Below are 22,748 nucleotides of genomic sequence, written 5' to 3'. Positions count from 1 at the left end.
TCGCCGGCCCGCGCCGCGGCCGGTGCCGGTCACGCCGCCACCGCCGCCGGGTCGCGGGTGAGGGTGAGCCGCCGGTCGGCCAGGGCCGCCACGAAGTCCGCGTCGTGGGTGACGGCGACGACGCCGTGCCCGTCGTCGCGCAGCTCGGCGAACAGGTCCACCAGCTCCAGCCAGGTGCGCCGGTCCTGGCCGAAGGTGGGTTCGTCGCAGACCAGCAGGCGGGGCGCGGTGGCCAGGGCCGTCGCCACGCTCAGCCGCCGCGCCTCCCCACCCGAGAGGGTGTACGGGTTCGCGCGCGCCAACCGCGCCAGGCGCAGCCGGTCCAGCAGCCCGTCCACGGTGGCCCGGACGGCGGCCTCGCCGTGGCCGGTGCGGCGCGGGCCGAGGGCCAGCTCGTCGTAGACCGTGCCGGTGACGAACTGGTGCTCCGGGTCCTGGAACACCGACCCGATCCGGCGGGCCAGGGCGGGCGCCCGCCAGCGGTGCGGCGCGGTGGCGGCGTCCCGCCCGGCCAGCTCCCGGGTCGCCGCCACCCGCCCCGCCCCGGGCCGCAGCAGGCCGCCCAGCAGCAGCGCCAGCGTCGACTTGCCCGCCCCGTTCGGGCCGAGGACGGCGAGCGCCTCGCCGGCGCGTACCGCCAGGTCGGTCGGGGCGAGGCGGGGCGGCAGGGCGGCCCCGTCGGCGGTGAGCAGCGCCGCGCCGGGGGCGGCGGCGGCCCGCCGGGGCGGCACCGTCCGGCCGGGCACCCAGACCCCCTCGGCGGCGAGCGCGTCGCCGTGGGCGGCGAAGACGGCCTCCGGCGGCCCGTCGGCGCGCACGCCGCCGCCCGGCTCCAGCATTACCACCCGGTCGACCAGCGGCAGCGCCTCGGTGACCCGGTGCTCGACCAGGACCAGCGCGGTGTCGGCGGTGACGGCGTCGGCCACGGCCCGGCGGACCAGCGCCGCGCCGGCCGGGTCGAGGTTGGCGGTCGGCTCGTCGAGCAGCAGCAGCCCCGGCCGCGGGGCGAGCGCCCCGGCCAGCGCGAGCCGCTGCTGCTCGCCGCCGGAGAGGGCGGCGGTCGCGCGGTCCCGGTGGTAGGGGAAGCCGACCCGGCGCAGCGTCTCGTCCACCCGGGGCCAGATCTCGCCGGCGGGCACGCCCCGGTTCTCCAGCCCGAACGCGACGTCGTCGCCGCAGCGGGCCATCACGAGCTGGCTCTCCGGGTCCTGGAAGACGATGCCGACCCGGTCCCGGTCGGCGCGGGGGTCGACGCCGTCGACCTCGACGGTGCCCTCCTGCTCGCCCGAGTCGGCGGAGAGCAGCCCGGCCAGGGCGGCCAGCAGCGTGCTCTTGCCGGCCCCGGAGGGCCCCAGCAGCAGCACCCGCTCGCCGGCCCCGACGCTCAGGTCGACCCCGCGCACCGCCCAGGCCCGCCGCCCGGCGTGCCGCCACCCGAACCCCCGCACCACCACCCGCGCCGTCACCCGTCCCCCTCCCCGGTCGGCATGTGGATCGATCGCGCTAGATCGGGGTGCGGGTGCGGGCGGCGGGGAAGCGGTCCAGGACGCCCGTGGTGAGCAGGGCGCGCAGGAGGGCCCACGCGCCCGCGCCCGCGATGACCGTGGCGCTGACCACGGTGAGCAGGGCGTACGGGAGTCGGTAGCCGGTCAGGTCGTACTCGGCGTTCCACACGAGGAAGTCGAACAGGGCGGCGCCCACGCCGGTGAGCGCCCCGGCGAGCAGCGCGGTCGGCAGCCGGAACGAGCGGTAGCGGAACGCGGCGAACGCCAGCTCCGCGCCGAGGCCCTGGACCATGCCCTGCGGGATCACCGTGCCGGCCCACTGGCTGCCCAGCAGGGCGGACAGGACGGCGGCGACGGTCTCGCAGTACAGGGCCGCGCCCGGCTTGCGGATCACCAGGCCGCCGAGCACGGCCGGCATCAGCCAGACGCCGTAGAGCAGGGTCTGCGCGGGCGGGAAGAACGCGAACGCCCCCTCGGTGGCGCTCCAGACCAGGCCCCAGGCCCAGAAGATGACGCCGAAGGCGACGGCGATCACCGAGGCGACCACGATGTCGATCGTGCGCCAGCGGTTGCTGTCGGTGTGGTTCATGGTGGCTCCCAGTCCTTGACGAACCAGGAGAAGACGCACGCCGCGCCCGGTGGCACCGGACGTCGACGCGGCTGGAGGTCGACCGAACTCCCTGCGCTGGCATTACCCAGATCAGGTTCGAGGGTCTGCGGGCGGTGCCCGCACTCTCAGCGCTGTGCGCTCCCCTGTCGGATGTGAAGTTGTCTTCCCGACGCTAACACCCGGGAAGATCACCGGGCAAAGTGATCTTTCCGCAGCTCACGAGGGAGGATCGGCGGAACCCGGTCACCGCCGTTCCGGCGTCGTCCGTCGACCCGGCCCGCCGGGCGCGATAGTGTCGCGCCGCCGGACCTCACCCGCCTCCAGGGAGCAGACCGTGGCGTCGACGACCGACAGCTCCGCGCCGCCCGCCGGCCCCGACGGGCGGGCCCCGGCGACGGGGCCGGGCGGCGGGGACCGGCCGGACGTACCGGAGCGGGAGGCGGCGTCGGGCGGGCCGCGACGGCCGGTCGGCGGCCGGATCGGCTCGGTCGAGGTGCTGGCCGCGCTGCTGGTCCTGCTGATCGTGTTCCGCGCGCCGCTGGCCGGCGCGCTGTCCGCGCCCCGGTTGCAGACCTGGACGACGGTCTTCGTCTCGGTGCTGGTGCAGGCCGTGCCCTTCCTCGTCTTCGGGGTGCTGCTCTCGGCGGTGATCGCGGTCTTCGTGCCGCGCTCGTTCTGGGCCCGGGCGCTGCCCCGGCACCCCGCCCTCGCGGTGCCGGTGGCCAGCGCCGCCGGCGTGGTGCTGCCCGGCTGCGAGTGCGGCTCGGTGCCGATCGCCGGGTCGCTGATCCGGCGCGGCGTCACCCCGGCGGCGGCCCTGGCGTTCCTGCTCGCCGCCCCGGCGGTCAACCCGGTCGTGCTCGCCGCCACCGCCGTCGCCTTCCCCGGCGCGCCGGAGATGGTGCTCGGCCGGGCGGTCGCCAGCCTGGTCGTCGCCATGGTCATGGGGTGGCTCTGGCTGCGGCTCGGCCGCGCCGACTGGATCCGGCTGCCGCGCCGGCCCGAGCTCGACGGCGCGTCGCGGGGCGCGGCCTTCTGGGCGGCCGTGCGGCACGACGTCGTGCATGCCGGGGGCTTCCTGGTCGTCGGCGCGATGGCCGCCGCCAGCATCAACGTGCTGGTGCCGGAGCGCTGGTTGCAGACCCTGGCCGACTCCCCGGTGCTGTCGGTGCTCGCCCTGGCCGTGCTCGCCGTGCTGCTGTCCATCTGCTCGGAGGCCGACGCCTTCGTCGCGGCGTCGCTGTCGCAGTTCTCCCTCACCTCCCGGCTCGTCTTCCTGGTGGTCGGTCCGATGGTCGATCTCAAGCTGATCTCCATGCAGGCCGGCGTCTTCGGCCGCCGGTTCGCGGTCCGGTTCGCCCCGGCGACGTTCGTGGTCGCCGTCGGCGTGGCCGGCCTCGCCGGGGCGGTGCTGCTGTGAACCGGCAGGCGCAGGCCGTCGTCCTGCTGCTGCTCGGCGGCGCGGTGGTCCGGGCCAGCGTCACCGACCTCTACCTGCGCTACGTCAAGGAGGGGCTGCGGCCGTTCCTGATCGCCGCCGGGCTCGTGCTGGTCGCCGCCGCGGTCATGACCCTGTGGTACGACCTGCGCCCCGCCCCGCGCGGCGACGCCCACGGCGCCGACGACGGGCCCGCGTCCGGCTCCGGGCCCGGCGGGCACCCGGCCGACGACGACGGGCACGGGCACGGCCACCACGGGCCGCGCGTCGGCTGGCTGCTCCTGCTGCCGGTGCTCGGGCTGCTGCTGGTCGCCCCGCCGGCCCTCGGCTCGTACGCGGTGGGCCAGTCCGGCACCGCGCTCGCCGGCCAGCAGCAGTCGGACTACCCGCCGCTGCCGCCGGGCGACCCGGCCCCGGTCACCGTCCTCGACTACGCGTCCCGCGCCCTGTTCGAGCGGGGCGCGTCGATCGGCGAGCGGCGGGTCCGGCTCACCGGGTTCGTCGCGCCCGGCCCCGACGGTCAGCCGATCCTGGCCCGCATGGTGCTCTCCTGCTGCGCCGCCGACGGCCGCCCCGTCAAGCTGGGGATGACCGGCGACGTGCCCCAGGGGCTGCCGCCCGACACCTGGGTCGAGGTCACCGGCCGCTACAGCGACCGGGTCGGGCGGGACCCGGTCAACGACGCCGAGATCCCCTACCTCGCGGTGGAGTCCTGGCGGGAGGTGCCCACCCCGAGGAACCCGTACGAATGACCCACCCCGCCCTGGGTAGGCTGCCGATCATGCGGATCGATGCGCGAGGGCTGACGTTCGAGGTGCGCACGGGCGGGCCGGCCGACGGCGAGCCGGTGCTGCTGCTGCACGGTTTCCCCCAGCACAGCGGCGAGTGGGACGAGGTCACCCCGGCGCTGCACGCCGCCGGGCTGCGCACGTACGCGCTCGACCAGCGTGGCTACTCGCCCGGTGCCCGGCCGGCGGAGGTCGAGGCGTACCGCATCCCGGAGCCGGTCGCCGACGCGGCGGCGGTGCTCGACGCGCTGGGCGTCGACGCGGCCCACGTGGTCGGGCACGACTGGGGCGCGATCGTCGCCTGGGGGCTGGCCGCCGCCCACCCCGACCGGGTGCGCACCCTCACCGCCGTGTCGGTCCCGCACCCCGCCGCGATGGCGCACGCGCTGGCCACCGACGCCCGGCAGAAGGCCCGCTCGTCGTACATGGCGTTGTTCCGCAAGCCCGGCACGGCCGAGCGGGTGCTGCTGGCGTTCCGGGCCGCCGCCCTGCGCCGGCTGCTCGGCGACGTCGGCGACGCCACCCGGGTCGCCCGGTACGCCGACCCGATGCGCGCCCCGGGCGCGCTGACCGCCGCGCTGAACTGGTACCGCGCGATGTCCGGGAGGGACCTGGCGGCGGTCGGGCCGGTGCCGGTGCCGACCACCTACGTGTGGAGCGACCGCGACTCGGCGGTCGGCCGGGCCGCCGCCGGGGCCTGCGCCGCCCACGTCACCGGCGACTACCGCATGGTCACGCTGGCCGGGGTGTCGCACTGGATCCCCGACGCCGCACCCGGTCCGCTGGCCGAGGCGATCCTGGCCCGCGTGGCCACGGCCCGATGACGCCGAGGCCGGCCGCCCGGCCGCACACCCGCGCCTCGCTCGCCGCGCAGCTCACCGACCTGGGGGTACGCCCCGGCGCGGTGCTCCTCGTGCACGCCGGGCTGAAGGCGCTCGGGTTCGTCTGCGGCGGCGCGCAGGCGGTGGCCCTCGCCCTGCGCGACGCGCTCGGCGAGCGGGGCACGGTCGTGGTGCCCACCCACACGCCGGAGAACAGCGACCCGGCCGAATGGACCAACCCGCCGGTGCCGGCGCAGTGGTGGCCGGTGATCCGGGCCGAGACGCCCGGCTTCGACCCGGCGGTCACCCCGAGCCGGTTCATGGGGGCGCTGGCCGAGACCGTCCGGGGCTGGCCGGGTGCCCGGCGCAGCGACCACCCGCAGGTCTCCTTCGCCGCCCTCGGGCCCGCCGCCGGGCGGATCGTGGCCGGGCACCCGCTGGCCGGGATGCTCGGCGAGGACTCCCCGCTGGGCCGGCTCTACGCCGCCGACGCCGACGTGCTGCTGCTCGGCGTCGGCCACGACTCGAACACGTCGCTGCACCTGGCCGAATACCGGCAGCCCGCCCCGCCGACCCGGCGGGAGGGCGCGGCGGTGCGCACCCCGGACGGCGGCCGGCGCTGGGCGCGGTGGGACGACGTCGTGCTCGACGAGAGCGACTTCCCCCGGCTCGGGGCCGACCTGGAGGCGACCGGCGCGGTTCGGGTCGGCCCGGTCGGCGACGGGACGGGGCGGCTGATGCGCCAGCGGGCCGCGGTCGACTTCGCGGTCGACTGGCTGGCCCGCCACCGGGCAACGGCGGCCGGCGGCCGGGGAAGGACCGACGCTACCGGCGGGACGGCGGACGGCAGCCGAGGGACGGAGGACGCATGACGGTCAGCGCCGAGGACTACCTGGCGGTGGTGACGGAGACGGTCGGCCGGGTGTCGGCCAGCCAACGGGAGGCGGTGGGCCGGGCGGCCGACCTGATCGCCGACGCGCTGCGCGCCGACGGGGTGGTCCACGCGTTCGGCACGGGCCACTCCGAGGCCCTCGCCATGGAGATCGCCGGCCGGGCCGGCGGCCTGGTGCCGACCAACCGGATCGCGCTGCGCGACGTGGTGCTGCGCGGCGGGGCGTCGGCCGACGTCCTGGGCCCGCGGCTGGAGCGGGACCCGGCGGTGGCCCACCGCCTCTACGAGCTGGCCCCGGTCCACCCGTCCGACGTGTTCGTGGTGGCCTCCAACTCCGGGGTCAACGGGGCGGTCGTGGAGTTCGCGGCGCTGGTGACCGGGCGGGGGCACCGGCTGGTCGCCATCACGTCGGCGCAGCACTCGGCGCGGATGGCGTCCCGGCACCCGTCGGGGCGCAAGCTGGCCGACTTCGCCGACGTGGTGCTGGACAACGGCGCGCCGTACGGCGACGCGACCCTGCCGCTGCCCGGCGGCGGCGCGGTCGGCGCGGTCTCCTCGATCACGGCGGCCCTGCTCGCGCAGCAGATCACGGTCGAGGTGGTGGCCCGGATGCTCGCGGCGGGGGAGCCGCCCCCGGTCTACCTGTCGGCCAACATCGCCGGCGGCGACGCGCACAACGACGCCCTGGAGGCCCGGTACGCGGGCCGGATCCGCCGGGGGGCGTGACCGCTTCCGATCGGGCCCGACCGCGCCCCGCCGTCGCGCGTGGGCCGGGTGTGAACGGGTTTCGCCGTCGGACCGATCGGGCAATGGCGATGCTGCCGGCGGGCCGCACCCGCCGGCACCATCGTCGCCCCGGAGGTAACGCGTGTCCAAGGAAACCGAGCGGCAGCGCTGGCAGCGCAACTTCGCCGACCTGCTCCAGGAGTTGCGGGTCGCGCAGACCGGCGTGCAGATCCTCTTCGCCTTCCTGCTGACGCTGCCGTTCAGCAACGGTTTCACCCGGACCAGCGACTTCCAGAAGGACGTCTACATCGTCGCGCTGCTGTCGGCGGCCGCCGCCACCGCGATGATCATCTCGCCGGTGGCCTTCCACCGGGCGCTGTTCCGGCAGGGCCGCAAGCCGGAGCTGGTCCGCTTCGCGCACCGGATGGCCAGCGGCGGGCTCGGGTTCATGCTCGTCTCGATGGTCAGCGCGGTCCTGCTGATCACCGACTTCGTGCTGGACCGGGGCATCGCGTTCGTGCTCACCGCGGTCACCGCCGTGTGGTTCCTGACCTTCTGGGTCCTCCTGCCGTTCGCCCGCCGCAACTGGGGCGAGGACGACATCGACGACGACGATGACGACCCGCAGACGCTGACGGGCGACTGACCGCGTTCGCTCCGACCAGCGGCGACGCGGTCGGAGATCCGAGGTGCACGCGACGCTACCCCTGGGTAACAACCGGGGGTAGCGTCGCTCGTGAGTCGAGCACGTTGACGCATCCGGACCGAGGTTCGAGGAGGCCGCCGTGACCACGACGCAGAACAGCCGACCCGCGCCCGACCCGGCCGAGCGGGCCACCCCGGACGCCGGCCCGCCGCCGGCGCAGGGGAGCGCGGGGGCGGACGACGCCGGCCCGCCGCCGGCCCCGGGCGGCACCGGCCCGCTGCCGGCGGAGGCCGGGCAGGTGTCCGAGAAGGAGGCCCGGCAGGTCGCCGAGGCGGCCCGCGAATCCGCCTGGGACCGGCCCAGCTTCGGCAGGGAGCTGTTCCTCGGGCGGTTCCGGCTCGACCTGATCCACCCGTGGCCGCGCACCGATCCGGCCGAGGACGCCCGCGCCGAGGAGTTCCTGGGGCGGCTGCGGGCGTACCTGGCCGCCGAGGTCGACGGCGCGGCGATCGAGCGGGACGCCCGCATCCCCGACGAGGTGTTCCGGGGCCTGGCCCGGCTCGGCGCGTTCGGCATGAAGATCGACCGGAAGTACGGCGGGCTCGGGCTGAGCAACCTGCACTACTGCCGGGCGCTGATGCTGGCCGGCTCGGTCAGCCCCGCGATCGGCGCGCTGCTGTCGGCGCACCAGTCGATCGGCGTGCCGCAGCCGCTCAAGATGTTCGGCACCGCCGAGCAGAAGCAGCGCTTCCTGCCCCGGCTCGCCGCTGGCGAGGTGTCGGCGTTCCTGCTCACCGAGCCGGACGTCGGTTCCGACCCGGCGCGGCTGGCGACGACCGCCGAGCCGACCGCGGACGGTGCCGGCTACCGGCTCAACGGGGTGAAGCTCTGGGCCACCAACGGCACCGTGGCCACGCTGCTGGTGGTGATGGCCCGGGTGCCGGCGACGCAGGGGCGGCGCGGCGGGATCACCGCGTTCGTCGTCGACGGCGACGCCGAGGGCATCACCGTGGAGCGGCGCAACGAGTTCACCGGCCTGCGCGGCCTGGAGAACAGCCTCACCCGGTTCCACGACGTGTTCGTGCCGGCAGAGAACGTCATCGGCGGCGAGGGCAAGGGCCTCAAGATCGCCCTGACCACCCTCAACACGGGGCGGCTCTCGCTGCCGGCGATGTGCGTCGGCGCGGGCAAGTGGTCGCTGAACGTGGCCCGGGAGTGGGCCGCCGACCGCGTCCAGTGGGGCCGGCCGGTGGGCGAGCACGAGGCGGTGGCCCAGAAGCTCGCCTTCGTCGCCGCCACCACGTACGGCATGGAGACCATGCTCGACCTGTGCTGCCTGCTCGCCGACGACGACCGCAACGACATCCGGATCGAGGCGGCGCTGGTCAAGCTGTACGCCAGCGAGATGGCCTGGAAGATCGGCGACGAGCTGATCCAGATCCGGGGCGGGCGCGGCTACGAGACCGCAGACTCCCTGGCCGCCCGGGGCGAGCGCCCGGCGGCGGTCGAGCAGTTGCTGCGGGACCTGCGGATCAACCGGATCTTCGAGGGCTCCACCGAGATCATGCACCTGCTGATCGCCCGGGAGGCCGTCGACGCCCACCTCTCCGTGGCCGGCGACATCATCGACCCGGACGCCGGGCTCGGCCGCAAGGCGAAGGCGGGCGCGCGGGCGGGCGCGTTCTACGCGCGGTGGCTGCCGACCCTCGCCGTCGGCCGGGGCCAGGCCCCGACGGCGTACGCGGAGTTCGGTCCGCTCGCCGGGCACCTGCGGCAGGTCGAGCGGTACAGCCGCAAGCTGGCCCGGTCGACGTTCTACGCGATGTCCCGCTGGCAGGGGAAGATGGAGCGCAAGCAGGCGTTCCTCGGCCGGGTGGTGGACATCGGGGCGGAGCTGTTCGCGATGAGCGCGGTCTGCGTCCGGGCGTACGCGGAGAAGGACACCCGCCCGGAGAACGTCGAGCTGGCCGACCTGTTCTGCCGCCAGGCCCGGCTGCGGGTCGACGCCCTGTTCACCGGCCTGTGGGCCAACACCGACTCGGTCGACGTGGCGGCGGCGCGGCGGATCCTCGCCGGCCGGTACGCCGCCCTGGAGGACGGGGTGATCACGCCGCCGGCCGACCTGCCCTGGGTGGCCCGCTGGACGCCGGGCCCGTCCACCGCCGACGACGTCCGCCGCCGCATCCCGTGAAAGGAAGGGCCCCCTGTTAACGCATTCTGCATAGCAGGGGGCCCCTGTTAACCACCGGGCCGCGCGGGCCGGACCGCCGCGCCGGGCGGGGGTGTCAGCGGGCGACCGTCCAGGCCAGCACGGCCGCCAGGATGAGCCCGTTGAGCAGCGCCAGCACCAGGTACGCCTGCGGCGGGATCTTGCGGCCCCGCTTGACGAAGCTGACCAGCACGGCGGCGTACGCCAGCAGCAGCACGGCGACGACGATCAGGAAGTAGAGCACCGCTCCACCCTAGACGAGCGGCCCGGCGGCCGGCCGACGGTCGGCCGCCGAGCTGGGCCGGGCGGCGGGCACGGGCGGGTAGCATGCGCGTATGAATCGAATTTCATCAATCAATAGGTGGGGCGCGGCGTACCGGCGCGCCGCCGGGGTGGTCGCGATCGCGCTGGCCGTCCTGGCGGGCGGGGTGGCCGTCGCGGCAGGCGCCGCCACGGCGGCGGCCACGGGCTGCCGGGTCGACTACAAGGTCACCAGCGAGTGGCAGGGCGGCTTCGGCGCGGACGTCACCGTCACCAACCTCGGCGACCCGGTCTCCGGCTGGACGCTCACCTGGTCCTTCGCCACGGGGCAGCGGGTCACCCAGGCGTGGAACGCCACCGTCACCCAGAGCGGGGCGGCGGTCAGCGCCAGGGACGTCGGCTACAACGGCGCGATCGCCACCAACGCCAGCGTCGGCTTCGGCTTCAACGGCGCGTGGACCACGGCCAACCCGGCGCCGACGGCGTTCTCGCTCAATGGGACCCCGTGCACCGGTGCGCCCACCGCCACGCCGTGCGCGCCGCCGTCGACCCCGTCGTCGCCGTCGGCCACCCCGTCCCGCACGCCGACCCCGACGCCCTCCACGCAGGCCCCCGTCACCGTCTGGCTGGCCGGCGACTCGACGGTCGCCAACCCGTCCTCAAGCGGGGCCTGCCCGGTCGGCTGGGGCAACCAGTTCGGCCAGTACCTCAACGCCAACGCGACCGTGGTGAACAGCGCGGTCGGCGGGCGCAGCATCCAGACCTGGCTGTACGACCCGAACGTCACCACCACGAAGAACTCGGCCGGGGAGTGCGTGGTCAGCCCGGAGACGTACTCGACCCGCTGGCAGGCCATGCTGAACTCCGGCACCGGGATGAAGGCCGGCGACTACCTGTTCATCCAGTTCGGCATCAACGACGGCGACCCCAACTGCAACCGGCACGTCGGCTCCGCGCGGTACAAGCAACTGCTCGGCGTGATGGCCAACGCGGCCAAGCAGCGCGGCGCGCGCCCGGTCTTCCTCACCCCGGCCGCCGCGATCACCTGCTCGGGCGGCACCGCCGTCGGCAACCGCGGCTTCCTCACCGAGACGTTCGACGCGGGCGCGGCCAACAACGTGCCGGTCATCGACCTGCACCGGCTGAGCTACACGCTCTACAACCGGCTCGGGCTGTGCCCGAACAACGGCGACTACGGCTCGGGTGCGGTGGGCGCGTTCTTCTGCAACGACCACACGCACTTCGAGACGGCGGGGGCCCGGCAGATCGCCGGCGTGGTCGCCACCGCGTTGCGCGACCAGCAGATCGGCCTGGCGGCCTACCTGCGCTGACGACGGGTGCGAAGGGTCAGGAGAGCGCGCAGGCGGTGCCGTTGAGGGTGAACGCGGTCGGCCGGTTGTTCGCGCCGGGGGCGTCGGCCAGGAAGCCGAAGCTCACCGTCGCGCCGGCCGCGATCGTGCCGTTCCAGCTCGCGTTGGTCGCCCGCACGGTGCCGCCGCTCTGCGTGTAGCCGGCGTTCCACGCCTGGCTGATCCGCTGGCCGTCGGCGAACGTCCACTGCACCGTCCAGCCGTCGACCGGCGCGGCTCCGGTGTTGCGGACGGTCACCTCGCCCTGGAAGCCGCCCTGCCACTGGCCGGTGACCGCGTACCCGACGAAGCAGCCCGTCGTGCCGGCCGGCGGCGTGGTGGCGGGCGGGGTGGTGGCCGGTGGGGTGGTGGCGGGCGGCGTGGTGGCGGGTGGGGTGGTGGCCGGTGGGGTGGTGGCGGGCGTCGGGGTGCCGCCCAGCTTCGCGGCGACGACCGGGGCGAGCCGGGCCGCGATCGCCCGGTGCCCGGCGTCGTTCGGGTGCACCGAGTCGCTCAGCCCGTCGGCCGGCAGCCAGCCGGTGGTGTCCACATAGAACACGTTGCGGTCCCCGCCGCCGGTCACCGCCGCGACGGCGGCGGCCGTCTCCGCGGCGTACCGGCCGCTGAAGGTGCGCAGGGCGAAGATCGCCGCGCGCGGGTACTTGCCCCGCACGGTACGGATGAACGTGGCGTACTGGCTCTGGAAGTCCGCCCCGCTCACCCCGTGGCCGCGGTCGTTGGTGCCCAGGTTGATCACGACGGCGTCGGCCTGGTAGCGGCTGAAGTCCCAGTTCGGGCTGGTGGCCGCGTACCCGGTCTTGAGGAACTGCGCGGCCACGCTGACGCAGCCGTCGGCGGTGGCCACCAGGCAGCCGCCGCCGTAGCCGAGCTGGGTGTGCTCGGTGCCGAGCTGCTCGCCGGTCAGCCAGCCGTACGCGGTCAGCGCCACCCGCGACGACGTGGTGCCGAGCGTGATGGAGTCGCCGACGAACTCGATCAGCCGGGGCCGCACCGGGGTCGGCAGGGTGGTCGCGCCGGAGTCGAGGGTCAGCCCCTGGAACACCGCGTCCCCGGTGTACGAGCCGCCCACCACCCGGTACGACACCAGCAGCGTGTGGTTGCCGGCGCGCAGCGGGGTCGGTGTCAGGTTGACGGTGCCGCTGACGTTGGTCAGGTAGGTGAAGTCGGCCCCGTCGATGCTGTAGTAGAGGTCGATGGTGCGGCGTTGCCGCAGCTTGACCGTGGTGCCGGTGAACCCGGTCCGCAGGTAGGCCCCGGCCCAGTTCGGCACGTACGCGGTGCTGTTGCTCCTGTCCCAGCGGCCGACGAACACGATGTTCGGGTCCGTGGGTGAGCCGTCGCCGGTCGCCGCCCGTGCCGGCGGCAGCCCGAGGAGCGTGGCGGCGAGCATCGCCACCACGCCGACGACGCCGGCCGCGACGATCGACCGCCTGCGAGACACGGACATGGGTCGCTCCCTCCCGGCACCCGGCACCGGCGTGGGGCAGGCATCCCAAGGCGCACGCATCGACGTCTATCTAATCCTCTTCCGCTGGGGCGCACAACCGCGGCGGACGCGACGGTCGTGGCGGCGCTTGCGGGGTGGCGGGCTGGCCCGCGTGGTGGTCGCCCTCCGCAACGGGTTGCCGCTGCTTTCTCGTGCTGATCGATCTGACCCTGCGTCACGGCCTCGCCGTGCCCGACACGTCTCCTCGCTCCCTTTGCTCTGCACCCATCCACGCAACACCCGGCTTGAGCAGCCGGGGTGCAAGATCGCGGCCCCGTCGAGGGGGCGGCGTGCGGTCGCGCTGCGTGACTGCTGCGCATGTGGGTGCAGAGCAAAGGGAGCGGAGGGGGTGGCGGCGTCGGGGCGGCGGGTCACGCGGTGTCACGTGCCGCCGGGGCGTCGGCGCGGAGGCCCGACGCCCGCCGGTCCACCCGACAGGCCGGCAGGCGCGCCGGTCCGCCCGAGAGGCCAGCGGGCCCGACGCTCCCCGGTCCGCCCGGCACGCCCGATGCACGCCGGTCCGCCCGGCAGCCCGGCCGCCCGGTCAGCGGCCCGTGCGCAGGCCGAGCCGGCGCAGCTCCAGCGCCGCGAGCGCGTCGACGGTGGCGTCGTCGCCGCGCCGCCACGCCTCGGCCACGTCCGGGGCGATCCGGGCCAGCTTGCCCAGCGGCTGCCCGGCCAGCGCCCGCAGGGCCAGCAGGTCCCGCCCGGCGGGGGCGACGGCCAGCGCCTTCGCCGAGGCGGCGCGGCGCATCCAGCGCAGCCGCAGCGGCAGCCAGCCGAACAGCACCAGGCCGAGCGGGAAGACCAGCACCGCGATGCTGAGCGCCAGCGCGAGCTGGCCGACGAGGTCCTGCTGGTCGCGGCCCGCCTCGGCGACGGCCCGCGCCGCGTCGGCGGCCTTCGTGAACGGGGCGGTCAGCTCGTCGCCCACCAGCGGCAGCCGGCCGACCTTGCCGCCGGCCTCGGCCAGGTTGTCGGCCAGGCCGCCGCCGGCCCCCTCCAGCTTCTGCCCCGGCACGGCGAGCTTCTGCACCAGGTCGTGCACCCAGAAGGCGAAGCGGATCGCGGCGTACACCCAGGCGAGGACGAGCAGGTCGGTAAGCAACTGACGGGCGGCGGTCGGGAAGCGATCGGCGTAGATTTTCACGCCGCACAGCGTGCCACGGCCGCCCCGGCTCGGCACGGGTCGGAATTGTCAGCCGGTGCAGGCCGGGCAGGTGCCGAAGATCTCGAGGGTGTGGCTGACGTCGGCGTACCCGTGCTGCGCGGCCACCCGCTCCGCCCAGGTCTCCACCGTCGGCCCCGCGACCTCGACCGTGCGCCCGCAGACCCGGCACACGAGGTGGTGGTGGTGGCCCTCGCTGCACCGCCGGTAGAGGTGCTCGCCGCCCGGCGGGCGCATCACGTCGATCTCGCCCGCGTCGGCGAGCCCCTGGAGGGTGCGGTAGACCGTGGTCAGCCCCACCCGCTCGCCGCGCTCGCGGAGCATGGCGTGCAGGTCCTGCGCGCTGTGGAAGCCCTCCACCTCGCCCAGCAGCGCGCTCACCGCGGAGCGTTGCCGGGTGTTCCGGACGGCGGTGCCCTCGCTCATGATGCCTCCCCGGCGTGACTGACCGCGTCGGCCACGATGTGCGCGACGTGCTCGTCGACCAACGCGTACGCGATCTCGCGGCCACGCCGGGAGCCCCGGACCACGCCGGCCCCGCGCAGCACCCGCAGGTGCTGGGAGACCAGCGGCTGGGCGGCCCCGAGCTTCTCCACCAGCTCGTGCACGCACCGTTCACCCTGCGCCAGCTCGCTCACGATCGCCAGTCGGATGGGGGCCGAGAGCGCGCGCAGCAGCTCACCGGCGCCCTCGTATGCCTCGTACCCTGATCCGCTGGTCACTGGACAACGGTAACCAATACCGCCGACACGCCGGGGCGCAGGATCAACGAAGCACCACCTCGTGGGGCTCCGGTGCCGGCGCGCAGGACTCCGCGCGCCGGCGGCGCAGCGCCCGCCAGGCCGCCGCGGCGACCGCGACGACGAGGAAGGAGGCGATCGCCAGCAGCACCACGGACGCCCCCGGCGCGGTGTCGGCGTTCGCGGCGACCCAGACGCCGGAGCCGGCGGCGAACAGCCCGAGCGCCATGGCCGCCGTCATCGTGGCCCGGAACCCCCGGGTGACCTGCTGGGCGGTGGCCACCGGGACCACCATCAGCGCGCTGATCAGCAGCACCCCCACGGCCCGCATGGCGATCGTCACGGTGACCGCGGTGCCGACCGCCAGCAGCAGGTTCAGCGCCCGCACCGGCAGGCCGGCGACCCGGGCGTACTCCTCGTCGTGGCAGACCGCGAACAGCGCCGGGCGCAGCGCCAGCATGGTGACCAGGATCGCCGCGCCGAGCACCACGATGGTGGTCAGGTCCTGCGGCGAGATGGTGGTCAGCGACCCGAACAGGTACGCGTTGAGGTTGGCGCTGGTGGCGTCGGAGAGCCCCACCAGCATCACCCCGCCGGCGATGCCGCCGTAGAACAGCAGCGCCAGCGCGAGGTCGCCGGAGGTGCGGCCCCGGGCCCGGACCAGCTCGATGGCGACCGCACCGAGCGTCGCCACGACCACCGCCACCAGCACGGGGGAGCGGTTGAGCAGCAGCCCCGCGCCGACCCCGGTCAGCGCCACGTGCCCCACCCCGTCGCCGATCAGCGCCAGCCGGCGCTGCACCAGGTAGATGCCGAGCGCCGGGGCTGCCAGGCCGATGACCAGCGCGCCGATCAGGGCCCGCTGCATGTACGGGTACTGGAAAAGCTCCATGCTCAACTGCTCCACAGCCCTGCGGGCTCGTCGGGTGCGTGCGGGTGCACGTGGTCGTGGTCGGGGTCGGCGTGGTGCCCGGCCGGTTCGGGGACCGCCCCGTCGTGCGCGATCCCGCCCTGGTGCACCACCACGGCGCGGCTGATCAGCGGGCGCAGCGGACCGAGCTCGTGGGCGACCAGCAGCACCGTTCCGCCGCCGTCGAGGAAGCCGCGCAGCGCCCCCGCGAACGCCTCCTGGCTGGCCGCGTCGACCCCGGCGGTCGGCTCGTCGAGGACCAGCAGCTCCGGCTCGCCGGCCAGCGCCCGGGCGATCAGGGTGCGCTGCTGCTGGCCGCCGGAGAGGGTGGCCACCGGATCGCCGGCCCGGTCGGCCAGGCCCACCGACGCCAGCGCGGCGTCGACCGCCGCCCGGTCGGCCCGCCCCGGTGGGCGCAGCACGCCCCGGCGGGCCAGCCGGCCGGAGGCGACCACCTCGCGGACCGTGGCGGGGACCCCGCCGCCCGCGCCGAGCCGCTGCGGGACGTACCCGATGCGTTTCCACTGCCGGAACCGGCGCAGCGGGGTGCCGAACAGCGAGACGGACCCGGCGTGCAGCGGGACCAGCCCGAGCACCGCGCGGATCAGGGTGGACTTGCCGGAGCCGTTGGCGCCGAGGACGGCGACGACCTCGCCGGCGTCGACGGCGAGGGAGACGTCCCGCAGCACGGGGCGGCCGTCGTAGCCGACCACCCCGTGCGCGACGGTGATGACAGGTTCGGTCACGAGCAGCTCAACGCCGTCCTCAGGGTCTGCAGGTTGGTGCGCATCACCGAAAGGTAGTCCTGCCCGCCGCCGTCGGCCGACAGCCCCTCCAGCGGGTCGAGCACCGCGGTCTGCGCGCCGATCTCGCGGGCGATGGTCTCGGCGACCTTCGGGCTGACCAGGGTCTCGAAGAAGATCGTGGTCGCGCCGTGCTCGCGGGCCTCCCCGGCCACCTCGGCGAGGCGCTGCGGGGAGGGCTCGGTCTCCGGGGTGAGCCCGGTGATGCCGACCTGTTCGAGCCGGTAGCGCTCGGCGAGGTAGCCGAACGCGGTGTGGCTCACCACGATCTCCCGCCGCTGGCAGGTCTTCAGCCCGGCGGCGAAGTCGGCGTCCAGCTTCTCCAGGTCGGCGCGCAGGGTCTTCGCCCGCGCGGTGTAGTCGGCGGCGCGCTCCGGGTCGGCCCTGCCGAGCCGCTCGGCGAGCTGGTCGGCGACGCCGGCGAGCCGGGTCGGGTCGAGCCACAGGTGCGGGTCCTTGCCGCCGTTGCCCTCCTCGTCGGCGTGCTCCTGCTGGCCCGCGCCCTCGCCCCCGTGGTCGTGGCCGCCGGCGCTCGCGGCCAGCAGCGGCTGCACCCCGGCCACGTCGAAGGCCCGGTCGCCGTCGCTCTGCGCGATCGCCTCGTCCACGGCCGGCTGGAAGCCCTTGAGGTAGACGATCAGCTCGGCCCGGTTGACCTCGCCGACCTGGCTCGGGGTGAGCTCCAGGTCGTGCGGCTCGGCGCCGGGCTTGGTCAGGTTCGTCACCCGGACCGCGTCGCCGCCGACCCGCTCGGCGACGAACTGGAGCGGGTAGAAGGCGGCGGCCACGTCGACCCGCTGCGGGTCGGCGCCGGCCGTGCCGTCGTCTGCGCAGGCGGTGGCGGCACCGAGCGCGACCAGGGCGGTCGCGGCGGCCAGGACACGTACGGTGGGGCGGCGGAGCATCATGCCCCCAACTCTCCGCGATAACGAAATTGATTGTCAAAAACGCATGCTTGCATGCGAGCGGGTCTTCTGCTAATGCCGACTCTGCCACCCGGGCAGGGCGGCTCAGAGCAGCTTCGCCAGCGCCACGGCCACCAGCAGGGTGAGCATCACCAGCCGGATCACCCGGGTCGCCGGGGCCTGCACCGGCCAGGTGGTGACCAGCAGCGCCACCAGCGCGGCGGCGAGCGCCAGCAGCAGCGCCCCGCCGAGCGCCCCCGGCGCGAACAGCCCCACCAGCACCAGCACCAGGGCGACCAGGAAGACCGTCGTCGGGTTCGCCCGGGCCAGCCGGAGCGGCAGGGAGCGCTGCGTACGCTGCATCCCACAGACTCTACGAGGCTCACCCCCACCGGCCCTACGAGGAGGACCCGGGTGCTGGTCACCAACCGGTTCGTGGTCGACGAGGACGTCGCCCCCGCCTTCACCGAACGCGCGCACGCCGCCCTCGCCGCGCTCGCCGCCCGCCCCGGCTACCTGCGCGGGGAGCTGCTGCGGGCCCTCGACGACCCCCGCCACTGGTGCCTGGTCACCGAGTGGGAGTCCGTCGGGACGTACCGGCGGGCGCTCGGCGGCTTCGACGTGAAGGTGCACGCCACGCCGCTGCTGGCCGAGTCGCTGGACGAGCCGTCCGCGTACGAGACGCTGGCCGGCGCGGCCCCCGGCGGGGCCGTGGAGGTCAACCCCAGTGATCGGGCCGCTGATCCGCTGCGCTGAGCCGCCGGGCACTACCCTGCACCTATGACCGCACCCGGACCGTCCGGTCCACCCCCGTACCCCGTGGCGCCCGGGCCCGACGGCCCGCCGGCCCCCGGCGTGCCGCCGACGCCGTCGGAGCCGCAGGTCCCCGCGCCCCCGGCCGGCCCCGGGGTGGTCCCGCCGTTCGCCGCGCCCCCCACCGAGGGACGCCGCGCCCGCCTGTGGCTCGGCCTCGGCGCGGGGGCGCTCGCGGTGCTGATCTGCTGCGGCGGGGGCGGCACGGCCGTGGTGGGCCTCGCGGTCAGCAACGTGCAGGCCGTACGCGAGCAGGGCCGGTCGGTCACCGACGACTACTACCGGGGGCTGGCCGAGCGCAAGTACGACCAGTCGTACGACGCGCTCTGCGACGACGCGCAGCGGCGCGAGTCCCGCCAGGAGTTCGAGCGACGGGTCGCCGCCGAGCCGCAGGTCGACTCGTACCGGGTGGGCGACGTCGACACGGTCAACCTCACCGTGCCGGTCTCGGTCACCTTCAGCGGCGGCGACCGGGGCGAGCAGGAGGTCACCCTCACCCCCGACGGGGAGACCGGCGCCATGGAGGTCTGCGGGGTGAGCTGACCACCGCCCCCGGTATTCTGCTGGGCCCGGGGTCCCCACGGTCGTACCGTGGGTCCCGAACCGACCGTTCCATCCACCGCGCGCCCCCGCCGACCGCCAGCCGGCGTAGGAGGAAACAACATGCCAGCCGACCGTATCGACGCCGTCGTCAGCCTCGCCAAGCGCCGGGGCTTCGTCTTCCCCTCCAGTGAGATCTACGGGGGCACCCGGTCGGCGTGGGACTACGGCCCGCTCGGCGTGGAGCTGAAGGAGAACGTCCGCCGGCAGTGGTGGCGGACCATGGTCCAGCAGCGCGACGACGTCGTCGGCCTGGACTCGGCGGTCATCCTGGCCCGCAAGGTCTGGGAGGCCAGCGGCCACATCGCCGAGTTCGTCGACCCGCTCACCGAGTGCCAGTCCTGCCACAAGCGGTTCCGCGCCGACCACCTGGAGGAGGCGTACGAGGCCAAGCACGGCAAGCCGCTGACCTCGCTGACGGAGCTGAACTGCCCCAACTGCGGCAACAAGGGCACCTTCACCGAGCCGAAGATGTTCAACGGCCTGATGAAGACCTACCTCGGCCCGGTGGAGAGCGACGAGGGCCTGCACTACCTGCGCCCCGAGACCGCCCAGGGCATCTTCGTCAACTACAAGAACGTCGAGACGGTCGCCCGCAAGAAGCCGCCGTTCGGCATCGCGCAGACCGGCAAGTCGTTCCGCAACGAGATCACCCCGGGCAACTTCATCTTCCGCACCCGCGAGTTCGAGCAGATGGAGATGGAGTTCTTCGTCGAGCCGGGCACCGACGAGCAGTGGCACGAGTACTGGCTTTCCGAGCGCTGGAACTGGTATCTCGACCTCGGCCTGTCGGAGGAGAACCTGCGCTTCTACGAGCACCCCAAGGAGAAGCTCTCCCACTACTCGAAGCGCACCGTCGACATCGAGTACAGGTTCCAGTTCGGCGGCAGCGAGTTCGCCGAGCTGGAGGGCATCGCCAACCGCACCGACTTCGACCTGTCCACGCACAGCAAGCACTCCGGCGTCGACCTGTCGTACTTCGACCAGGGCAAGGGCGAGCGCTGGATCCCGTACGTGATCGAGCCGGCCGCCGGCCTCACCCGCGCGGTGCTCGCGTTCCTGCTGGAGGCGTACGACGAGGACGAGGCCCCGAACACCAAGGGCGGGGTGGACAAGCGCACCGTCATGCGCTTCGACCCGCGCCTGGCCCCGGTGAAGGTGGCCGTGCTGCCGCTGTCGCGCAACGAGGCGCTCTCGCCGAAGGCCAAGCAGCTCGCCGCCGACCTGCGCAAGCGCTGGGTGGTCGAGTTCGACGACTCGCAGGCCATCGGCCGCCGCTACCGCCGCCAGGACGAGATCGGCACCCCGTTCTGCGTGACCGTCGACTTCGACACCCTCGACGACAACGCGGTGACGGTGCGCAACCGGGACACCATGGCCCAGGAGCGCATCGGCCTGGACCAGGTGGAGCGCTACCTGATCGAGCGTCTCCCCGGCTGCTGACGGTGCAAGGAAGGGCCCCTTCTTAACGTTTCCGGTATAGAAGGGGCCCCTTCTCACCGCCCCTCCCCGGGGGGCGGGGCGTCCGCCGGGGGCGGGGCGTCGGCGGGGCGGGGCTCCACGCGCACCCGGGTCGTCGCGCCGAGGCCGCGCCGCGACTCGTACGCGTCCTCCACCATGCGGCGCACGCGCTCCGGCTCCCGGCGGATCTGCGCCGGCGTGAAGTGCAGGATCAGCACCCCGTGCCGGCTCAGCTCGTTGTGCCGGTCCAGCGTCCGCGCCCAGTCGGCCGGGCTGAAGTGGAACTCCTGCGAGTCCACCTCCAGGGCCACCGCCGCGTCGGCCAGGTAGCCGTCCGGGGTCGGCAGCGCGACGCCGTCGCCGCTGACCAGGCGCGCGTTCCACCGGATCTGCGGCACCACCCGGCTGCCGGCGAGGCACTCCCGCAGCTCGGCCTCCGGCGCCGACCGGGTGCCGTCGACGACCTCCGCGAACGCCTTCCGGACCAGCGCCGTCCGGCTGCGCCGCGCCCGGCGGATCTCCTCGTCCAGCGCGGTCAGGTCGGCGTACCCCCGTTGCACCGCCTCGGCGACGATCGCGCGGACCGGCCGCAGCTCGCGCAGGTCGCGGGCCGCGTCGACCACGGCGCGGGCGGGCGAGCACACCGGGTAGAGCGCCGTCCGCCGGGCCCGCTCGTCGAGCGCCAGCGCCCGGGAGATCACTGCGTGCCCGGCCGACCGGCGTCGCGCGTGGTGCGGCACGATCAGGTGTACGTCGTCGCTGCGCGGGCTGTAGCGGAAGCCGTACCAGGTCAGGGCGGCCAGCCCGGTGAGCTGCGCCTGCCCGCCCGCGTAGAGGGCGGCGGAGATGCGCCGCTGCTCGTCGGTCAGCGCGCCGGTGAACAGGGCGTACGTGGCCGGGAGGACCCGCTGCCAGCGGCCCCGGCGGGCCTGCCGGTAGAGGTGCATGTCGTCGAAGCCGGCGGCGAGCAGCTGCGCCCGCGTGACGATCTGCTGCTGGCCCTGCGCGGCCCGGTCCAGCTCGGGTGAGAAGTCGGCCATGCCCCGCAGCATGGCCGCGCCGCCTCGGCACTGTCCCGCCCGACGGCCCTGCCTGTGGACAACCCCCGGCCCTGTGGACAACCCCCGCCAGCCCGGCGGGTGTGCTACGGGCGGTTGTTAACAGGGGTCCCCTGCTATGCAAAAGGCGTTAACAGGGGGCCCCTCCTTACACTTGGCGGGTGAGTGGGAGCGGAAGGCAGGGGAGCGGGCCGGGCGGCGGGCTGCGCATCGGGCGGCACGAGGTGTGGCCGCCGGTGGTGCTCGCCCCGATGGCCGGGATCACCAACGTCGGCTTCCGCCGGCTGTGCCGGGAGCAGGGCGGCGGCATCTACGTCTGCGAGATGATCACCACGGTCGCGTTGGTCGAGCGGAACCCGAAGACGCTGCGGATGATCGCCTTCGGCGACGACGAGCGGCCGCGCAGCCTCCAGCTCTACGGCACCGACCCGGAGATCACCGCCGCCGCCGTGCGGATCGTGGTGGAGAAGGATCTCGCCGACCACATCGACCTCAACTTCGGCTGCCCCGTCCCGAAGGTCACCCGCAAGGGCGGCGGGTCGGCCCTGCCCTGGCGACGCCGGCTCTTCGCCCGCCTCGTCCGGGCCGCCGTGGACGCCGCCTCGCCCGCCGGGGTGCCGGTCACCGTGAAGATGCGCAAGGGCATCGACGACGACCACCTGACGTACGTCGAGGCGGGGCTCGCCGCCCAGGACGCCGGGGTCGCGGCGGTGGCCCTGCACGGGCGTACGGCCGCGCAGCGCTATTCGGGCACCGCCGACTGGGACGCCATCGCCACCCTCAAGCAGGCGCTCGACGTGCCGGTGCTCGGCAACGGCGACATCTGGGAGGCCGACGACGCGCTGCGGATGGTGGCCCACACCGGCGTCGACGGCGTGGTGATCGGGCGCGGCTGCCTGGGCCGGCCGTGGCTGTTCGCCGACCTGGAGGCCGCGTTCGAGGGCCGGCCGGAGCGGCGGCTGCCCACCCTCGGCGAGGTGGCGGCGACCATGCGCCGGCACGCGGAGCTGCTGGTCGACCAGTTCACGGCGGGCGCGCGCAACCCGGCCCGGGGCGAGCGGGACGGCTGCACGGACTTCCGCAAGCACGTGGCCTGGTATCTCAAGGGCTTCCCGGTCGGCAGCGAGCTGCGCCGCGAGCTGGCGATGATCGAGGGCCTGGCCCAGCTCGACGACCTGCTCGGCAAGCTCGACCCGGCCGAGCCGTTCCCGGTGGCGACGCTGGGTCAGCCGCGCGGCCGGACGAACTCGCCCGGCAAGGTCTTCCTGCCCGACGGCTGGCTGGCCAGCCGGGACGACGACACGGTTCCGGAGGGCGCGGAGCTGGCCGACTCCGGCGGCTGACGGTTTGTTTGCAGGGGCCCCCTGTACAACAGAAAGCGTTAACAAGGGGCCCTTCCTTACGCCGAAGGGCCCGACCCCGGTGGGGGTCGGGCCCTTCGTGCTCGTGTTTTGACCATCGGGGGGATTTGTGGTGGTCGAGGTCTAGCGGAATGGGGAGGACCCTGTCCATGATCTGAGTTCTCACACAAAGATCAT

24 protein-coding genes and 1 riboswitch are annotated in these 22,748 nt (G+C 74.7%); of the genes, 12 read left to right on the top strand and 12 right to left on the bottom strand.

The annotated features are described in order from the left end of the window. Positions 1–29: 29 nt before the first annotated feature. Entirely contained in the window at positions 30–1,466 is a 1,437-nt protein-coding gene (locus O7633_RS11775) for an ABC transporter ATP-binding protein (protein WP_282327847.1), read from the bottom strand. Between the two features lie 37 nt (positions 1,467–1,503). Then, the gene (locus O7633_RS11770; protein WP_278128718.1) at positions 1,504–2,094 is read right to left on the bottom strand and encodes an ECF transporter S component; all 591 of its coding nucleotides are present in this window, start codon (positions 2,092–2,094) and stop codon (positions 1,504–1,506) included. 70 nt (positions 2,095–2,164) lie between these two features. Further along, positions 2,165–2,270: riboswitch (TPP riboswitch) on the bottom strand. Between the two features lie 323 nt (positions 2,271–2,593). On the opposite strand from O7633_RS11770, the gene O7633_RS11765 reads away from it, so the two are divergent. The 7 genes from O7633_RS11765 (at position 2,594) to O7633_RS11735 (ending at position 9,617) form a co-directional block, all read left to right on the top strand. Continuing rightward, positions 2,594–3,535: a permease gene (locus O7633_RS11765; RefSeq protein ID WP_282328531.1), complete on the top strand. Its 942-nt coding sequence runs from the start codon at positions 2,594–2,596 to the stop codon at positions 3,533–3,535. Beyond that, positions 3,532–4,305 (top strand): TIGR03943 family protein, encoded by a 774-nt coding sequence (locus tag O7633_RS11760; RefSeq protein WP_282327845.1) that lies wholly within the window; start codon positions 3,532–3,534, stop codon positions 4,303–4,305. The genes O7633_RS11765 and O7633_RS11760 overlap by 4 nt, the downstream gene beginning before the upstream one ends. A gap of 29 nt (positions 4,306–4,334) precedes the next feature. After that, complete coding sequence (locus tag O7633_RS11755) at positions 4,335–5,165, top strand: alpha/beta fold hydrolase (protein WP_282327844.1); 831 nt, start codon at positions 4,335–4,337, stop codon at positions 5,163–5,165. Further along, complete coding sequence (locus O7633_RS11750; RefSeq protein WP_282327843.1) at positions 5,162–6,034, top strand: AAC(3) family N-acetyltransferase; 873 nt, start codon at positions 5,162–5,164, stop codon at positions 6,032–6,034. The genes O7633_RS11755 and O7633_RS11750 overlap by 4 nt, the downstream gene beginning before the upstream one ends. After that, positions 6,031–6,780 (top strand): SIS domain-containing protein, encoded by a 750-nt coding sequence (locus O7633_RS11745; RefSeq protein WP_282327841.1) that lies wholly within the window; start codon positions 6,031–6,033, stop codon positions 6,778–6,780. The genes O7633_RS11750 and O7633_RS11745 overlap by 4 nt, the downstream gene beginning before the upstream one ends. A 142-nt stretch (positions 6,781–6,922) precedes the next feature. Beyond that, complete coding sequence (locus O7633_RS11740) at positions 6,923–7,426, top strand: DUF6328 family protein (RefSeq protein WP_074474597.1); 504 nt, start codon at positions 6,923–6,925, stop codon at positions 7,424–7,426. A gap of 277 nt (positions 7,427–7,703) precedes the next feature. Next, a complete protein-coding gene (locus O7633_RS11735; RefSeq protein ID WP_282328530.1) occupies positions 7,704–9,617 on the top strand; it encodes an acyl-CoA dehydrogenase family protein in 1,914 nt (637 codons plus the stop codon). 94 nt (positions 9,618–9,711) lie between these two features. On the opposite strand, the gene O7633_RS11730 is transcribed toward O7633_RS11735, so the two are convergent. After that, a complete protein-coding gene (locus O7633_RS11730; protein WP_282327839.1) occupies positions 9,712–9,879 on the bottom strand; it encodes a hypothetical protein in 168 nt (55 codons plus the stop codon). A gap of 91 nt (positions 9,880–9,970) precedes the next feature. Here O7633_RS11730 and O7633_RS11725 point away from each other — a divergent pair, with 91 nt between their 5' ends. Then, positions 9,971–11,227, top strand: coding sequence for a cellulose binding domain-containing protein (locus tag O7633_RS11725; protein ID WP_282327838.1), 1,257 nt, complete (start codon positions 9,971–9,973; stop codon positions 11,225–11,227). A 16-nt stretch (positions 11,228–11,243) separates the two neighbouring features. On the opposite strand, the gene O7633_RS11720 is transcribed toward O7633_RS11725, so the two are convergent. From O7633_RS11720 to O7633_RS11685, 8 genes are all read right to left on the bottom strand, one after another. Next, on the bottom strand, positions 11,244–12,713 hold the full coding sequence (locus tag O7633_RS11720; protein WP_282327836.1) for a cellulose binding domain-containing protein: 1,470 nt from the start codon (positions 12,711–12,713) through the stop codon (positions 11,244–11,246). 583 nt (positions 12,714–13,296) lie between these two features. Beyond that, positions 13,297–13,902 carry a hypothetical protein gene (locus tag O7633_RS11715; protein WP_282327835.1) on the bottom strand — a complete coding sequence of 202 codons (606 nt, stop codon included), beginning with the start codon at positions 13,900–13,902 and terminating at the stop codon, positions 13,297–13,299. A gap of 48 nt (positions 13,903–13,950) precedes the next feature. Further along, entirely contained in the window at positions 13,951–14,346 is a 396-nt protein-coding gene (locus O7633_RS11710; RefSeq protein WP_074474599.1) for a transcriptional repressor, read from the bottom strand. After that, entirely contained in the window at positions 14,343–14,642 is a 300-nt protein-coding gene (locus O7633_RS11705) for a metalloregulator ArsR/SmtB family transcription factor (protein WP_043966807.1), read from the bottom strand. The genes O7633_RS11710 and O7633_RS11705 overlap by 4 nt, the downstream gene beginning before the upstream one ends. Before the next feature lie 43 nt (positions 14,643–14,685). After that, entirely contained in the window at positions 14,686–15,552 is an 867-nt protein-coding gene (locus O7633_RS11700; protein WP_074474600.1) for a metal ABC transporter permease, read from the bottom strand. A 2-nt stretch (positions 15,553–15,554) separates the two neighbouring features. Beyond that, on the bottom strand, positions 15,555–16,316 hold the full coding sequence (locus tag O7633_RS11695) for a metal ABC transporter ATP-binding protein (protein WP_074474601.1): 762 nt from the start codon (positions 16,314–16,316) through the stop codon (positions 15,555–15,557). Next, complete coding sequence (locus O7633_RS11690; RefSeq protein ID WP_282327832.1) at positions 16,313–17,281, bottom strand: metal ABC transporter substrate-binding protein; 969 nt, start codon at positions 17,279–17,281, stop codon at positions 16,313–16,315. The genes O7633_RS11695 and O7633_RS11690 overlap by 4 nt, the downstream gene beginning before the upstream one ends. A 102-nt stretch (positions 17,282–17,383) precedes the next feature. Beyond that, positions 17,384–17,758: a DUF6703 family protein gene (locus O7633_RS11685; RefSeq protein ID WP_347405147.1), complete on the bottom strand. Its 375-nt coding sequence runs from the start codon at positions 17,756–17,758 to the stop codon at positions 17,384–17,386. Between O7633_RS11685 and O7633_RS11680 the strand changes: the two genes are divergently transcribed. The 3 genes from O7633_RS11680 (at position 17,693) to O7633_RS11670 (ending at position 20,134) form a co-directional block, all read left to right on the top strand. Next, on the top strand, positions 17,693–18,034 hold the full coding sequence (locus tag O7633_RS11680) for an antibiotic biosynthesis monooxygenase family protein (RefSeq protein ID WP_074474604.1): 342 nt from the start codon (positions 17,693–17,695) through the stop codon (positions 18,032–18,034). The two genes, O7633_RS11685 and O7633_RS11680, sit on opposite strands and share 66 nt — an antisense overlap. Before the next feature lie 24 nt (positions 18,035–18,058). After that, positions 18,059–18,634, top strand: a complete 576-nt coding sequence (locus tag O7633_RS11675) for a hypothetical protein (RefSeq protein ID WP_218107339.1) — start codon at positions 18,059–18,061, stop codon at positions 18,632–18,634. Between the two features lie 120 nt (positions 18,635–18,754). Beyond that, positions 18,755–20,134, top strand: a complete 1,380-nt coding sequence (locus O7633_RS11670) for a glycine--tRNA ligase (RefSeq protein ID WP_282327831.1) — start codon at positions 18,755–18,757, stop codon at positions 20,132–20,134. Between the two features lie 53 nt (positions 20,135–20,187). Here O7633_RS11670 and O7633_RS11665 read toward each other — a convergent pair whose 3' ends face one another. After that, a complete protein-coding gene (locus O7633_RS11665; protein WP_282327830.1) occupies positions 20,188–21,192 on the bottom strand; it encodes a type IV toxin-antitoxin system AbiEi family antitoxin domain-containing protein in 1,005 nt (334 codons plus the stop codon). Between the two features lie 221 nt (positions 21,193–21,413). Here O7633_RS11665 and dusB point away from each other — a divergent pair, with 221 nt between their 5' ends. Beyond that, positions 21,414–22,553, top strand: a complete 1,140-nt coding sequence (dusB, locus tag O7633_RS11660) for a tRNA dihydrouridine synthase DusB (RefSeq protein ID WP_282328529.1) — start codon at positions 21,414–21,416, stop codon at positions 22,551–22,553. Positions 22,554–22,748: the final 195 nt, after the last annotated feature.

The sequence above is a fragment of the Micromonospora sp. WMMD712 genome, assembly GCF_029581295.1.
GTDB lineage: Bacteria > Actinomycetota > Actinomycetes > Mycobacteriales > Micromonosporaceae > Micromonospora > Micromonospora carbonacea.
This window is presented reverse-complemented; position numbering and strand designations above follow the sequence as displayed.